Here is a 13,407-nt window from a genome sequence, read left to right as displayed (position 1 = left end):
CCCCGCCCCCCCGGCCCGCCAGCTCGTCGCGGAGTGCTGAACAGGCTGAGCCAGGCTCGTCGCGCGGCGCTGAGCCGGGTCCGCCGGCTCGTCGCGGTGCCGGCCGGGCTCGGTCCGGCCGGTCAGCGCCAGCCGTAGCCGGCGCGCAACGCCTGCCCGACCCGGTCGAACCGAGGCCGGTCCAGCACCGCGCCCTCGCGGCGGATGCTGTCCTCGCGCATGGTGAGCACCCGGTCCAGGCGTACCCAGCTCGGCCGGTTGTCCCGGTCCCACTCCCCCGGGCCGAGCGCCAGCCAGTGCCGCTGACCGTCCCGGTCGCTCTGACTGGACAGCATCAGCCCGAACAGCGTGCGGCTGTGCCGGCCGACCACCAGCACCGGGCGGTCCTTGCCCTGACGCGGGTCGTCCTCGTAGGGCACCCAGGTCCAGACGATCTCGCCCGGGTCGGCCTGGCCGTCCGGCTCCGGGGCGTACGACAGCTCGCGGCGCTGCAACGCGCTGACCTGACGGCGGCGCGCGACCTGGGCCGGGATCGGCCCGCCGGTGCGGGCCGGGGCGGGCACGCCCCGGGTGATCCGGCCGAGCCGGGACGCCACGTTCTTCAACAGACCTGCCACGGCGGGCAGCCTAGTCGGCGGTGCCCGGCGGTCGCGAGGCGGCGCGGCCCCCTTCCCTAGGCTGGGAGCGTGGAGTTACCCGACGATCTGCCGCTGTTCGAGCGCAGCGCGGTGCGGCTGGTGGTGCTCGACGCCGCCGACCGCCTGCTGCTGTTCCACACCCGGGACCCGGACCACCCGGACCTCGGCGTGTGGTGGGAGCTGCCCGGCGGCGGGCTGGACCCCGGTGAGACGTACCGGGAGGCGGCGGTACGCGAGCTGCGCGAGGAGACCGGCATCGTGATCGGCCCGGACGAGGTGGGCGCGCCGACGTGGCGGCGGCGGGCCAGCTTCCGGCACCGGCAGCGCCGCCACCTCCAGGACGAGGTGGTGGTGACAGTACGGCTGCCCGGCCCCGGGCCGGACGTGGACGAGGCGCTGCGGCTGGACTACGAGGTGGAGGACTACTTCGGTTTCCGCTGGTGGCCGCTGGCCGAGGTGCTCGCCGAACGGCCGCGCTGCTATCCCGGGCGGCTGCCGGAGCTGCTGCCGGCGTTCCTGGCCGGGGAGGAGATCGACGAGCCGTTCGAGCTGTGGTCCTGACCTGCGGCGTGCCGCCGGGCGCCTCACCGGGCAGAGTGGAGCCGTGACTCCTCTGCGCGCACCCCTGGCCCGTTACGCCGAGCGGCTGCACCGCGCCGCCGGTGACACCCACCACGTCGCCTCCCCGCTGGGCGCCTGGCTGCTGCTGGCGCTGACCGGCCCGACCGCGACCGGCGACGCCCGGGCGGCGCTGGCCGAGGCGCTCGGCGCCGACCCGGACGACGCCGCGGCCGAGGCCCGGGCGCTGCTCGCCGCGCCGCACCCGATGGTCGCCGCCGCCACCGCGCTGTGGGAGCGCACCCCTGCGGCGGAGCTGGCCGCCTGGCGGGCCGCCCTCCCGGAGGACACCGAGCGCGGTGCGCTGCCCGACCAGGCGGCGCTCGACGCCTGGGCCCGGGAGCGTACCGGCGGGCTGATCGAACGCTTCCCGGTCGACGTCGCCCCGGACACCCTGCTGCTCCTGGCCAGTGCGCTCGCGACCCGGGTGTCGTGGGCCGACCCGTTCGACACGGCGCCGGGCGCGGAACTGGGCGCCGGCAGCGCCTGGTCGAGCCGCCTGCGGCAGGTGCTGCGTACGCCGTCGTTCGGGCACCGCTGCTGGGTCTCGGCCACCGGCCGGGCCGGGGACGTGGTGGTGCACGCGGTTCCGGCCGGCACGGGCGACGACGGCGCCGGGATGCTCGTGGTGTCGGTGGCCGCCGCGGCCGAGGTGCCGGCCGCCGACGTGCTGGCCGCCGCTCAGGAGCTGGCGAGCGCCGCCGCGTTCGCCCCCGACGCCGTACCGGGTCACCGGTCGCTGTTCGACCTGCCGCTGGGCGAGACGCCACTGTGGGCGCTACGGGAGGAGCCGACCCGGACGTACGCGGCCGACGGCCGGGAGGAACGCGCCACGGCGGTGCTGCCGTGCTGGTCGGCGCAGAGCCGCCACGACCTCACCGCGCCCGGGTTCGGCTTCGACGCGGCGGCTCGGGCGCTCGGCGAGCTGCTGGGCCTGACCGGGCCGGAGTTCGACGCCGCGCAGTCGGCGGTGGCCCGGTTCGGCCGCTACGGCTTCGAGGCGGCCGCGGTGACCGCGTTCGGCCGGGCGACCGCGCTGCCGCCGGAGGGCGTCGCCCGCATCGCCGAGCTGCGGTTCGGTCACCCGTACGCGGTGGTAGCGGTGACCACCGACCCGGCCGGCGGCCCGTGGCACGCGCTGCCCGTCTACTCCGCCTGGGTGGCCGACCCGGAGGAGCTGCCCGCCGACGAGGCCGGATAGGCGGCGAGCGCGCTCGCGAGCTGGTCCAGTCCCAGCGAGCCGAGTTCCAGCGCCCGGTTGTGGAACGCCCGCCGATCGCCGGGGAACGCCGCGCGGCCGTCGCGCCACACCCGCTCTCCCACCTTGTAGGTGAGCGCCTGCCCGGGCCGGCCGAGGTACCGGGCCAGTTCCAGTGGCGCGTACTGCCCCTGGTGGCAGCGGTCGCGCAGCAGGTCCAGCGCGGCGCCCGGCGTCCACGGCGCGCCGCCGCCGGAGGGCATCGGCAGTCGCAGGTGCAGGCCGATGTCGAGCACCACCCGGGCCGCCCGCAGCAGTTGCATGAACAGGTGTCCCAGCCGGGCGCCCGGCTGCTCGTAGAGTCCGAGCTCGTCCATGAACCGCTCGGCGTACAGGGCCCAGCCCTCCTGGGCGCCGGAGAGCCCGCCGAGCAGGTTCAGCCGCTGCCCGGGGCCGCCCCGGCACGCCTCGGAGCCGAGGTGCAGGTGGTGGCCGGGGACGCCCTCGTGGTACGCGGTGCTGTACGCCCACCAGGTGGGGAAGTACTCCCGGCCCTCGGGCAGCAGCCACGAGACCCGGCCCGGCCGCGTCAGGTCCCGCGACGGACCGATGTAGGCGGTGCCGCCCGACGCGGTGACCCGTGACTCGATGCGCCGCAGCGGCGCGGGGATGTCGAAGTGGGTGCCGTGCAGCCGCTCGGTGGTGGCCTCCAGCAGCTCCTGGAGCCAGGCGCCGAACGCGTCCCGGCCGTGCAGGACGCCGGGTGCGTCGGGGCGGTCGAGCCGGTCCAGTACCTCGGGCACGGTGCCCCCGAGGGCCTTCGTCTCGGCGACGACTTCCGCCTCGAGCGTGGTGAACTCGTCCCAGCCCCACTCGTACAGCTCGCGCAGGTCCGGTTCCGCGCCGAGGAAGGCCCGCACCCAGAGCGCGTACCGCGCCGGGCCGAACGCCTCGTCGTCGTGCGCCCGCGGCGCGAGGTCCGCGGTGATCGTCGCGGCGAACCTGCGGTAGGCCGCCTGGGCATCGCGCGCCGCCGCCTGCAACGACCGCTGCTGCGGGCCGTCGCCGTACCGGTCCACCAGGGTCATGTCGTCGTCGATCCAGGCGCGGCAGCGCTGCGTCACCAGCTCCACCTGGCGCCGGGCCGGCAGGTGACCGCGCCCGGCGGCGAGCAGGAGGCTGCGGGCGTACCCGTCGAGCGCGGCCGGGATCGCGGCCTGGCGCGCGCCGACGCGGGCCCAGCCGTCCTCGTGGGCCGCGCCTCCGGCGTCGCGGCCCGGCACCGCCGACTCGACGCACTGGCGGACGAGCTGGAGCGGGCCGGTTGCCGCGGCGTGCAGTTCCCGCAGGTCCTCCCCGGCCTCGTGGAAGGCGAGCCGGGCGCGCAGCCGTTCGGCGAGGTGCTCGTGCAGCGGGGTCGCGGGCAGCGTCCCGAGCCGGCGCAGGGCGTGCGCGGCGAGATCGGCGCGGGCCTGGTGACCCTCCGGGCTGTAGTCGGTGAGCCCGTCGACGTCCTGCTCACCGGCCTCGACCACGGCCGCACACGGATCGAGGCGGGCCACCTCCCGCAGCAGCCCTTCGGTGATGTCGTCGATCACGGCATCGAGGCTAGTCGCACGTCGGCGGGTTCTCGATACGCTCCCGCCATGAACGTCGATGTGCCTCGCCGGCGCCCGATCCAGGCTGTCGCGGCCCTACCCGCCCTGCCCTGGTTGAGCATCCACCTGCTGCTCTACCTCGGCATCGCCATCGCGGTCCCGGTGCTGTGGCAGCTGACCCCGGCCGGCGGACTCGTCGAGGTCTCCGGCCGGGCCCTCACCGAGGTGTCGTCCGTGATCGTCAGCCGGGGCGGGCTGATCGTGAGCGCCCTGGCCGCCGGCAGCCTGGGACTGCTGCGCCTGCTGGCCGACGCCCGGTGGTACCGGTTCCGGCTGGCCGCGGTCCTGCTCGTCGCCGTGCCGTTCCCGCTGCTCGCGTTCGGCGTGGCCGGTGCGAAGGCGACAATGCCGGTAGCAGTCACCCATCTGCTGGTGGTGCTGCTCATCGTGCAGCCCCGGCGTTCGCACGGGATGGCCGACCGGGCCCCCGCCCGGTGACCACGGAGTTCGCGTCGGCCGGGTGCCCGAAACCGACGCGAACTCCGTGATCGACACGGTCAGACCGAGACGAGCTCCTTCTTCTCGGCCTTGGCGGCCAGGCGCTTCTCCCGCTCCTGGGCGCCGATCAGGTCGTCCGGCAGGGAGTCCTCCACCTCGATGTCGAAGCGGCGCAGCAACCGGATCGCGAAACCGCCCAGCGTGATCAGGATCAGCGCCACGCCGAAGCAGATGTACGCGAAACCGATGCCCCGCCCCGGACCGGTGCCGATCACCGCGCCCACCGAACCGGCCAGCGCCCCGCCCGGGGCGAGCATCGGCTCGAACAGGGCGGTGGCGCCCGGCGCGAGCAGCGCGAAGCCGATCGGCAGCGTCGACCAGGAGATGGTCTGGTTGAGGCTGAACACCCGGCCGTGGAAGCGCTGCGGCACCTTCACCTGGACGATCGTCGCGTAGATCGACTGCGCGGTGGTCATCGACATGGCCAGCCAGCAGAAGCCGACACAGATCATCGCCACCGACGCGTCCAGACCGATCAGCACGCAGCCGATCGCGGTGCCCAGGTTGCCGACCAGCACGCCGATCATGCGGCGCTTGCGCGGACCGCCCCACAGCGACATGAGCACGCCGCCGAGCACCGCGCCGACCGCCTCGGCCAGCGCCACCTGCGCCACCTGCGTCGGGCTGCCGAACGACAGCACCAGCGGCGTGATGAGCACCAGCGCGGGCGCCAGGAAGATGTTGCCCAGCGCGAAGTAGCCGAGCATCAGCCGGAACCCGCGGTGCCGCCAGGAGTAGCGCATGCCGTTCGCGATGGCCACCAGCAGCCGTTCCCGGGGCCGCCAGCCCAGCGCGTCCGGGAAGCGGACCACGGCGAGGGTGAGCACCGCGAACACGTAGCTGGCCACGTCGACCAGCAGGATGCCCTTCAGCTCGATGGTGGCGAGCAGGCCGGCCGCGAACGCCGGCATGAGCAGCGTGGCCACACCGGTGGAGAGCTGGGTGATGCCCATGGCGTGCCCGAGGTAGCGCTTGGGCACCAGCTGCGGCACCGCCGACTGGAACGCGATCCGCTGGAACGAACCGGCCACCGAACTCAGCGCCACCAGCATGTAGATGTGCCAGAGCATCAGGCTGTCGGTCCACAGCAGGGCGGCCAGCACGAGCTGGACGGAACCGGCGAAGCAGCTCGCCGTCATCATGATCCGCCGCCGGCTGACCCGGTCGACCAGAGCGCCGGCCACCGGCAGCATGAGCACACCGCAGATCAGCGCGAGCGCCCAGAGCAGGCCGAGGTTCGCCACCGAGCCGGTGCGGTTGAACAGCCAGATCGGCAGCGCGAACGCGGTCAGCGCGGAACCGGTGCTGGAGATGAGCTGCCCGGTCGTGATGGCCATGAACCGGCCCATGCTCGGCTTCACGGTCGTGGTTGGCTTGCGGGTCTCCCCCACCCGCAGCGTGTCGGCCACCACCCAGCCGGCGTCCTCACCCCGGGCCTCCGGCGTCAGCGCGCCGACGTCACCGGCCGACACCGCCGGGTGCACCCGCGTGACGATCTCGGCCAGTTCCTCGGCCCGGTACTTGAGGAAGAAGTGCCCGGCCTGGTCGAGGACCACGAGGCCGAGCGTGTCGCTGAGGAACTGCCACTCGGCGTACCGCTCGCGGTAGTAGTCGGTCACCGGGTCCTCGGAGCCGACCACCGAGATGATCGGCGCGCGCAGCTTCGTCGCCTGCTGGTCCAGCAGCCGGGTGAAGTACTCCTCCGAGGCGCGGGAGTCGGCCCGCATGTTGCTGATGATCCGGTCGGCCTGCTCCGGGTCCAGCTCGTCGGTGTCCACACCCATCGACTTGAGCCAGCTCGCGGAGTGCCTGTTGCTGCTGAGCCGTTCGAGGCGGTCGCGGAGCGCCGCGATGACGCCCTTCGGGCGGGCGAACGGGAACATGGCGCCGATGTAGACGGCCTCCAGGTTCCGGCCGGCCGCCTCGACCTTGCGGGCCACGTCGGCGAGGATGGCGCTGCCCACGCCGCAGTGGCCGTACAGGGCGACCGGCCCCTCGACCCGCCCCAGGATCTCGTCGGCCACCCGGCTGGTCAGCTCGTCGAACGGCAGCGCGTCCTCGCTGAGACCCACGTCGTGGCCGGGGATCGCCAGCGACCACAGCCCGTACCCGGCCGGCAACGCGTCGGCCAGCGGCTGATAGACGATGGCGCTGCCGCCGCCGTACGGGACGCAGACGTACGTCAGCACCCGCTTGCCGGCGGGGATCGGCTTGGTCAGCTCGTAGAGCAGCCGGCGCGGCCCCTGCTGCGCGGCGTCGCCGGAGATGAACGCGGCGAGGTCGCGGATGGTGCGCTGCTGGAACAGGTCCATCACGCCGACCGCCCGGCCGCCCAGCTCCGCCTTGCGGATCTTGGCGACCACCTGGGTGGCGAGCATCGAGTGCCCGCCCAGGTCGAAGAAGTCGTCGTCGATGCCGAGCGTGTCCACGCCCAGCACCTCGGACCAGATCGCGGCGAGCGCCCGCTCGGTGTCGTCGCGCGGCTCCACCAGCGCCACCGACGCCTCGCGGGTGACCACCGGCGCGGGCAGCGCCTTGCGGTCCAGCTTGCCGTTGGGCGTCAGCGGCAGCGCGTCGAGCGTGACGAACGCGGCCGGCACCATGTACTCCGGCAGCGTGTCCTTCAGCGCCACCTTCAGCGCGGCGTGCTCGGCCTCCCCCACCAGGTACGCGGTGAGCCGCTTGTCGCCCGGGCTGTCCTCGCGGACGATCACCGTGGCCTCGGTGACGCCCGGCTGCTCGCGCAGCGCGCTCTCGATCTCGCCCAGCTCGATGCGCAGGCCGCGCAACTTGACCTGGTGGTCGATGCGGCCCAGGAACTCGATCACCCCGGCGCCGTCCGGGCCGACGACCCAGCGGGCCAGGTCGCCGGTGCGGTAGAGGCGGGCGCCCGGCTCGAAGGAGAACGGGTCGGGGACGAACTTCTCCGCGGTCAGCGCCGGCCGGCGGTGGTAGCCGCGGGCCAGGCCGACGCCGCCGATGTGCAGCTCACCGGCCACCCCGACCGGGCACTGCGCGCCGGACGGGTCCAGCACGTGCAGCCGCAGGTTGGCGATCGGCGCGCCGATCGGCACGCTCGTCACCCCGGCGAGCCGGTCCGGCTCGCACGCCCAGGCGGTCACGTCGATGGCCGCCTCGGTCGGGCCGTACAGGTTGTGCAGGCCGCACCAGGGCAGCCGGGCGGTGAAGTCGGCCGCCGACGCCAGCGGCAGCTCCTCACCGGAGCAGATCACGCGGCGCAGCGCGGTGGCCGCCTCGACACCGTCCTCGGCGAGGAAGACGGTGAGCATCGACGGTACGAAGTGGGCGGTGGTGATCCGCTCGGACACCAGCAGGTCGCGCAGGTAGCCGGCGTCCTTGTGGCCGCCGGGCCTGGCCAGCACCAGGCGGGCGCCGGTGCGCAGCGGCCAGAAGAACTCCCACACCGACACGTCGAAGCTGGCCGGGGTCTTCTGCAGCACCGCGTCGTCGGCGCCGAGGCCGTACGTCTTCTGCATCCAGTCGAGCCGGTTGACGATGCCGCGGTGCGTGTTCGGCACGCCCTTCGGGCGGCCGGTGGACCCGGAGGTGTAGATGACGTACGCCAGGTGCTCCGGCCCGGCGACGGGCGCCGGGTCGGTGTCGGGCCGGTCGGCCCAGACCGCGGCGTCGTCCAGTTCCAGCACGGTGGCGCCGGTGTCGGGCAGCACGTCGCGCAGGTGCGACTGGACCAGCACCACCGGCGCGTCCGCGTCGCCGACCATGAACGCGAGCCGGTCGGCCGGGTACTCCGGGTCCAGCGGCAGGTACGCGCCGCCGGCCTTGAGCACGCCGAGCAGCCCGGCGACCAGTTCCACGGAGCGTTCCGCGCAGACCCCGACGAGGGTCTCCGGGCCGACGCCCGCCGCGCGCAGCCGGTGCGCGACGCGGTTGGCCTGCGCGTTCAGCTCGGCGTACGTGCGGCTTTGCCCGTCGATGGTGACCGCGACGGCGTCCGGGGTGGCCGCGGCGCGCTCCTCGACCGGGCCGTGCAGCGTCTCGGCGTGCGGGAAGTCGGCCGTGGTGTCGTTCCAGGCGGCCAGCAGCTCCCGCTCGGCGGCCGGCAGCAGCGGCAGCCGGGACACCGGGGTGTCCGGCGCGGCGACGACGGCGTCCAGCAGGGCGGTCCACCGCTGCGCCATCCGCTCCACAGTGGCCCGGTCGAACAGGTCGGTGTTGAAGACCAGCTTGCCCCAGAGCCCGTCGACGGTCTCCACCGCGTGCAGCTCGAAGTCGAACCGGGTGGCCTGCAACTCCATCGGGGTCCAGGAGAACGTGACCTCGTCGGTGCGGGACACACCGGTGAACCGGCCCATCTCGTAGTTCTGGAGCACGAACATGGCCTGGAACACCGGGGAGCGGCTGACGTCGCGCGGCAGGCCCAGCTCGTGCACCACCTTGGCGAACGGCACCTCGGCGTGCTCGAAACCGTCGAGCACGGTACGGCGGGTGCGCTCCAGCAGCTCGGTGAACGTCGGGTCGCCGGCCAGGTCGGCGCGCAGCGGCAGCATGTTGATGAACATGCCGACGAGGTTCTCCAGCTCCGGTGCGGACCGGCCGGCCACCGAGGCGCCGATCGCGAAGTCGTCCTGGCCGGCGTGCCGGGCCAGCAGGACCTGGTACGCGGCGAGCAGCGTCATGAACAGCGTGCCGCCGCTGTCCCGGGTGAGCGCGCTGAGCGCCTCGGTGGCGGCCGGGTCGAGCTGGAACTCGACGAAGTCGCCCCGGTACGTCTGGGTGGCCGGGCGCGGCCGGTCCAGCGGCAGTTCCAGCGGGGTGACGCCGGCCAGCCGCTGCTTCCAGTAGTCCACGTGCGCCCGCGCCTGCGGCCCGTCCAGCTCCCGGGCCTCCCAGACGGCGAAGTCGCCGTACTGGATCGGCAGGGCGGGCGGCTCGCCGCCCCGGTAGAGCGTGATCAGGTCGCGCAGCAGCACGTCCACCGACCAGCCGTCGCCGACGATGTGGTGCTGGGCGAGGAACAGCACGTGGTCGTCGGCGGTCAGCCGGATCAGCAGGGCCCGCAGCAGCGGACCGCTCGCGAGGTCGAACGGCTCGGCCGCCGCCGCGTCGACGAGCGCCTGCGCGGCGGCCTCGTCCGGCGCGTCCACCACTGTGAGCGGCACCTCGGCGGTGTCCGCGACGACGACTGTGGGACGGCCGTCGGCGTCGGCCGGGAAGCGGGTGCGCTGCGACTCGTGCCGGTCGGCCAGCGCGGTCAGCGCGGCGCGCAGCGCGTCCACGTCCAGTGGTCCGCGTACCCGCAGCGGCACCGCGATGTGGTATGCCGCCTCGCCCGGGGCGAGCTGGTCCATGAACCAGACCCGCTCCTGGGCGTAGGACAGCGGCACCTCCGCGCCGGCCGGGCGGGGGGTGATCCGGGCCGCGGGGGCGGTCTGGCGGGCGCGTAGCCGTCGGGCGATCAGCGCCTGCCGGGCCGCCTCGCGGGCCGGATCCTTCAGGTCGGTCATCAGTTGGTTCCCTCTTCCGCCGCGAGCAGCGCGGCGACCTCGGTGTCGGAGAGCCCGTCGAGTTCGGCGGCGATCCGCTGTTCGATCTGGGCGGCCAGGTCCGCCACCACGGGGCTGCCGAACAGCGCCCGCATGGGCAGGTCGACGTCCACCTCGGCGCGGATCCGGGCCATCGCCCGCATGCCACGCAGCGAGTTGCCGCCGAGGGCGAAGAAGTCGTCCAGGGCGCCGACCTTCTCCACCTGGAGGATCTCGGCGTACACCTCGGCGACCAGGCCCTCGGCGTCGGTGCGGGGCGCGACGTAGCTGTCCTGTTCCGGCTCGGCCGCCGCCGGGGCGGGCAGCGCGGCGCGGTCCAGCTTGCCGTTGGGCGTCAGCGGCAGCGCGTCCAGCCGGACCAGCGCGGCCGGCACCAGGTGCGCGGGCAGCTCACGGGCCAGCTCGGCGCGGACCGAGTCCTCGTGGGCCGGGCCCACCAGGTAGCCGACGAGCGTCGGCTCGCCGCCTTCGGTGCGTACCGCCGCGGCGGCGGCGCGCACGTCCGGGTGGGCCAGCAGCGCGGCTTCGACCTCGCCCAGCTCGATGCGCATGCCGCGCACCTTGACCTGGTCGTCGCGGCGGCCCAGGTAGTCCAGCGTGCCGTCGGCACGCCAGCGGGCCAGGTCGCCGGTGGCGTACATCCGGGCGCCGGGCGGGCCGTACGGGCAGGGCAGGAACCGCTCGGCGGTCAGGCCGGGCCGGTCGTGGTAGCCGCGCGCGAGCTGGGTGCCGGTGACGTACAGCTCCCCCACCACGCCCGGGGGCACCGGCCGCAGGGCGGCGTCGAGCAGCAGCGCCCGGGTGTTCCAGGTGGGCGTGCCGATCGGCACCGGACCGGCCGGGACCGGCTCGCCGGGGGCGATCCGGGCCGCGACGCAGCCCACTGTGGCCTCCGTCGGGCCGTACTCGTTGATCACCGCCACGTCGGGGTGCGCGGCCCGCCAGGCGGCGAGCTGCTCCCCGGCCAGCGCCTCGCCGCCGATCACCAGGTCGGCCGTCGGCGACAGCTCGCCGTCGAGCAGAGGCAGGTGGCTCGGCGTGACCTTGAGGAAGGCCGGCCGGCCACCGGCGCGGGCGGCCGGGTCGTCGATCCCGGCGAGCCGTACCGTGCCGCCGGCGGTGAGCGTGCCGAGCAGACCGGTGACGGTGAGGTCGAACGACACCGGCGAGTGCAGCAGCGCCACCCCGGCCAGCCCCGGGTAGGTCGCGCGGGCCCACGCCAGGTACGCGGTCACCGCCCGGTGCTCGACCACCACGCCCTTCGGGCGGCCGGTGGAGCCGGAGGTGTAGAGCACGTACGCCGGGTGCTCCGGGCGCAGCGGCGCGACCCGGTCGGCGTCGGTGAGGTCGTCGCCGGACTGGTCCGAGCCGACCTCGCCGTCGAGCACCAGCGCGTCGCCGGGCACCAGGGCGGCGGTGTCCGGCGTGGTCACCACCAGCGCCGGCGCGGCGTCCTCCAGCAGGTACGCGATGCGCCCGGCCGGGTACGCGGTGTCCACCGGCACGTACGCGGCGCCCGCCTTGAGCACCGCCAGCATCGCCACGACCAGGTCGCAGGAGCGGGGCAGCGCCAGCGCGACCCGGGTCTCCGGGCCTGCGCCACGGGCCACCAGCAGCCGGGCCAGCCGGTTCGCGGCGGTGTTCAGCTCGCCGTAGCCGAGCGTCACGCCGTCGCACACCAGCGCCGGCGCGTCCGGGGTGGCGGCGGCCTGCCGCTGCACCTCGTCGACCACGGTGGTCACCGGCACGTCGCAGGCGGTGTCGTTCCGGGCGCCGAGCACCCGGTCCCGCTCGGCGTCGGTGAGCAGCGGCAACGCGCCGACCGTACGCTCCGGCTCGGCGACGGCGGCAGCGAGCAGCCGTACGTAGCGGTCGACCACCGTCTCGGCCGTGGCCCGGTCGAACAGGTCGGTGCGGTAGACCAGGCGGCAGTCGCCGGTGGTGATGTCGAAGGCCAGGTCGTCCTTCGTGGTGCCCAGCTCCACCGGGTCGAGGCCGGAGTCCGGGATCCAGTTCAGCGCGGTCTGGAAGATCGGCTGCACCGACGGGTCACGCTGCGGATCGACCGCCTCGACGATCTTCTGGAACGGCGTCTGCCCGTGCTCCATGGCGTCGATCAGTCCGTTGCGGACGCGGCCGAGCAGCGCCGCGAACGTCGGGTCGCCGGAGACGTCGCAGCGCAGCGCCACCGGGTTGACGAACATGCCGATCAGCGGCGTCAGCTCCGGGTTGTCCCGGCCCGCGGTGGAGACGCCGACCACCACGTCGGCGTCGCCGGAGATCCGCGACAGCAGCGCCGCGAAACCCGCCAGCAGCACCATGTACGGGGTGGCCTGCGCGCCGGTGGCCAGCGCGCCGACGCGGTCCAGCAGCCCGTCGGGCAGCCTGAATCGCACCTCGTCACCGGCGAACCCGAGCTGGGCCGGGCGGGGCCGGTCCAGCGGCAGGCCGGTGACCGGCGGCGCGCCGGCCAGGTGACCGGTCCAGAACGCGAGCTGCCGGTCCAGCTCCTCGCCGGTGAGCTGCTGGCGCTGCCAGACCGCGAAGTCGGCGTACTGGATGGGCAGCTCCGGCACGGCGGGCTCGGCGCCGGTGCGCGCGGCCTCGCAGAACGCGAGCAGCTCGGTGTGGAACAGCACCGCCGAGTGGCTGTCGAAGACGGCGTGGTGCACCACGAACGCCAGCGCCAAGCCCTCCTCCATGCGGATCAGGCGGGCCCGCCACAGCGGCGCCGCGTCCAGCGGGACCGGCAGCCGCGCCATCTCGCCGCGGATCCGCTCGAACTCGGCCCGCTGCTCACCGGCGGGCAGGTGGGTGACGTCGGTGACGGGCAGCGGCGCCGGCTCGTGGGCGCGTACGACCTGCACCAGCGCGCCGTCGTCGGTCCGCAGGTGGGTACGCAGCGCCTCGTGCCGGGCGACCACCCGGTTGACCACGTCGCTGGCCGTGTCGGCGTCCACGCCGGCCGGGAACAGCCACGGGAAGGACACGTTGAACACCGGCGAACCGGCGTCGAGCTGGTTGGCCATCCACACCCGCTCCTGGGCGTAGGAGGCCGGGAAGGTCCACTCCTGGCTCGTGCTCATGAGAGGGCCTCGCGCACGGAGCGGGGACGCATGTCGGTCCAGACCTCGTCCACGTGGGCCAGGCACTCCTCGCGGCTGCCGGCGAAGCCGGTGTCGTGCCAGCCGGCGGGCAGGTCCCGGTCGGCCGACCAGATCGAGTACTGCTCCTCGTCGTTGCGGACGACCAGGAATCGGGGTTCGGCCATG

8 protein-coding genes are annotated in these 13,407 nt (G+C 74.5%); 3 read left to right on the top strand and 5 right to left on the bottom strand.

The genetic code is table 11. The annotated features are described in order from the left end of the window. Positions 1 to 122: 122 nt before the first annotated feature. Entirely contained in the window at positions 123 to 617 is a 495-nt protein-coding gene (locus F8279_RS03390; RefSeq protein WP_091427174.1) for a type II toxin-antitoxin system PemK/MazF family toxin, read from the bottom strand. Between the two features lie 69 nt (positions 618 to 686). On the opposite strand from F8279_RS03390, the gene F8279_RS03385 reads away from it, so the two are divergent. Beyond that, the gene (locus F8279_RS03385) at positions 687 to 1,199 is read left to right on the top strand and encodes an NUDIX hydrolase (RefSeq protein ID WP_091427175.1); all 513 of its coding nucleotides are present in this window, start codon (positions 687 to 689) and stop codon (positions 1,197 to 1,199) included. 43 nt (positions 1,200 to 1,242) lie between these two features. Then, the gene (locus F8279_RS03380; RefSeq protein ID WP_091427177.1) at positions 1,243 to 2,457 is read left to right on the top strand and encodes a hypothetical protein; all 1,215 of its coding nucleotides are present in this window, start codon (positions 1,243 to 1,245) and stop codon (positions 2,455 to 2,457) included. On the opposite strand, the gene F8279_RS03375 is transcribed toward F8279_RS03380, so the two are convergent. After that, entirely contained in the window at positions 2,403 to 4,052 is a 1,650-nt protein-coding gene (locus F8279_RS03375) for a DUF885 domain-containing protein (protein WP_091427179.1), read from the bottom strand. The genes F8279_RS03380 and F8279_RS03375 overlap by 55 nt on opposite strands. Positions 4,053 to 4,100: 48 nt before the next feature. Between F8279_RS03375 and F8279_RS03370 the strand changes: the two genes are divergently transcribed. Next, positions 4,101 to 4,550, top strand: a complete 450-nt coding sequence (locus tag F8279_RS03370; protein ID WP_139135501.1) for a hypothetical protein — start codon at positions 4,101 to 4,103, stop codon at positions 4,548 to 4,550. Between the two features lie 59 nt (positions 4,551 to 4,609). On the opposite strand, the gene F8279_RS03365 is transcribed toward F8279_RS03370, so the two are convergent. From F8279_RS03365 to F8279_RS03355, 3 genes are read right to left on the bottom strand one after another with little or no spacing between them, the layout of a single operon-like run. Beyond that, positions 4,610 to 10,096 carry a non-ribosomal peptide synthetase/MFS transporter gene (locus F8279_RS03365; protein ID WP_091427181.1) on the bottom strand — a complete coding sequence of 1,829 codons (5,487 nt, stop codon included), beginning with the start codon at positions 10,094 to 10,096 and terminating at the stop codon, positions 4,610 to 4,612. Continuing rightward, complete coding sequence (locus F8279_RS03360; protein WP_151499040.1) at positions 10,096 to 13,221, bottom strand: non-ribosomal peptide synthetase; 3,126 nt, start codon at positions 13,219 to 13,221, stop codon at positions 10,096 to 10,098. The genes F8279_RS03365 and F8279_RS03360 overlap by 1 nt, the downstream gene beginning before the upstream one ends. Then, entirely contained in the window at positions 13,218 to 13,406 is a 189-nt protein-coding gene (locus F8279_RS03355; RefSeq protein WP_013285950.1) for an MbtH family NRPS accessory protein, read from the bottom strand. The genes F8279_RS03360 and F8279_RS03355 overlap by 4 nt, the downstream gene beginning before the upstream one ends. Between the last annotated feature and the right edge of the window lies 1 nt (position 13,407).

Origin of the sequence: Micromonospora sp. AMSO1212t (genome assembly GCF_008868145.1) — a bacterium.
Lineage (GTDB): Bacteria > Actinomycetota > Actinomycetes > Mycobacteriales > Micromonosporaceae > Micromonospora > Micromonospora tulbaghiae.
The sequence above is the reverse complement of the archived record's forward strand: the minus strand, read 5'-3'. Positions and strand labels throughout refer to the sequence as shown.

Bases quoted from the DNA above. Each gene is read 5' to 3' on its own strand.
- F8279_RS03370 (WP_139135501.1), top strand. From the start codon at position 4,101: ATGAACGTCGATGTGCCTCGCCGGCGCCCGATCCAGGCTGTCGCGGCC.
- F8279_RS03365 (WP_091427181.1), bottom strand. From the start codon at position 10,096: ATGACCGACCTGAAGGATCCGGCCCGCGAGGCGGCCCGGCAGGCGCTG.
- F8279_RS03360 (WP_151499040.1), bottom strand. From the start codon at position 13,221: ATGAGCACGAGCCAGGAGTGGACCTTCCCGGCCTCCTACGCCCAGGAG.
- F8279_RS03355 (WP_013285950.1), bottom strand. From the start codon at position 13,406: ATGGCCGAACCCCGATTCCTGGTCGTCCGCAACGACGAGGAGCAGTAC.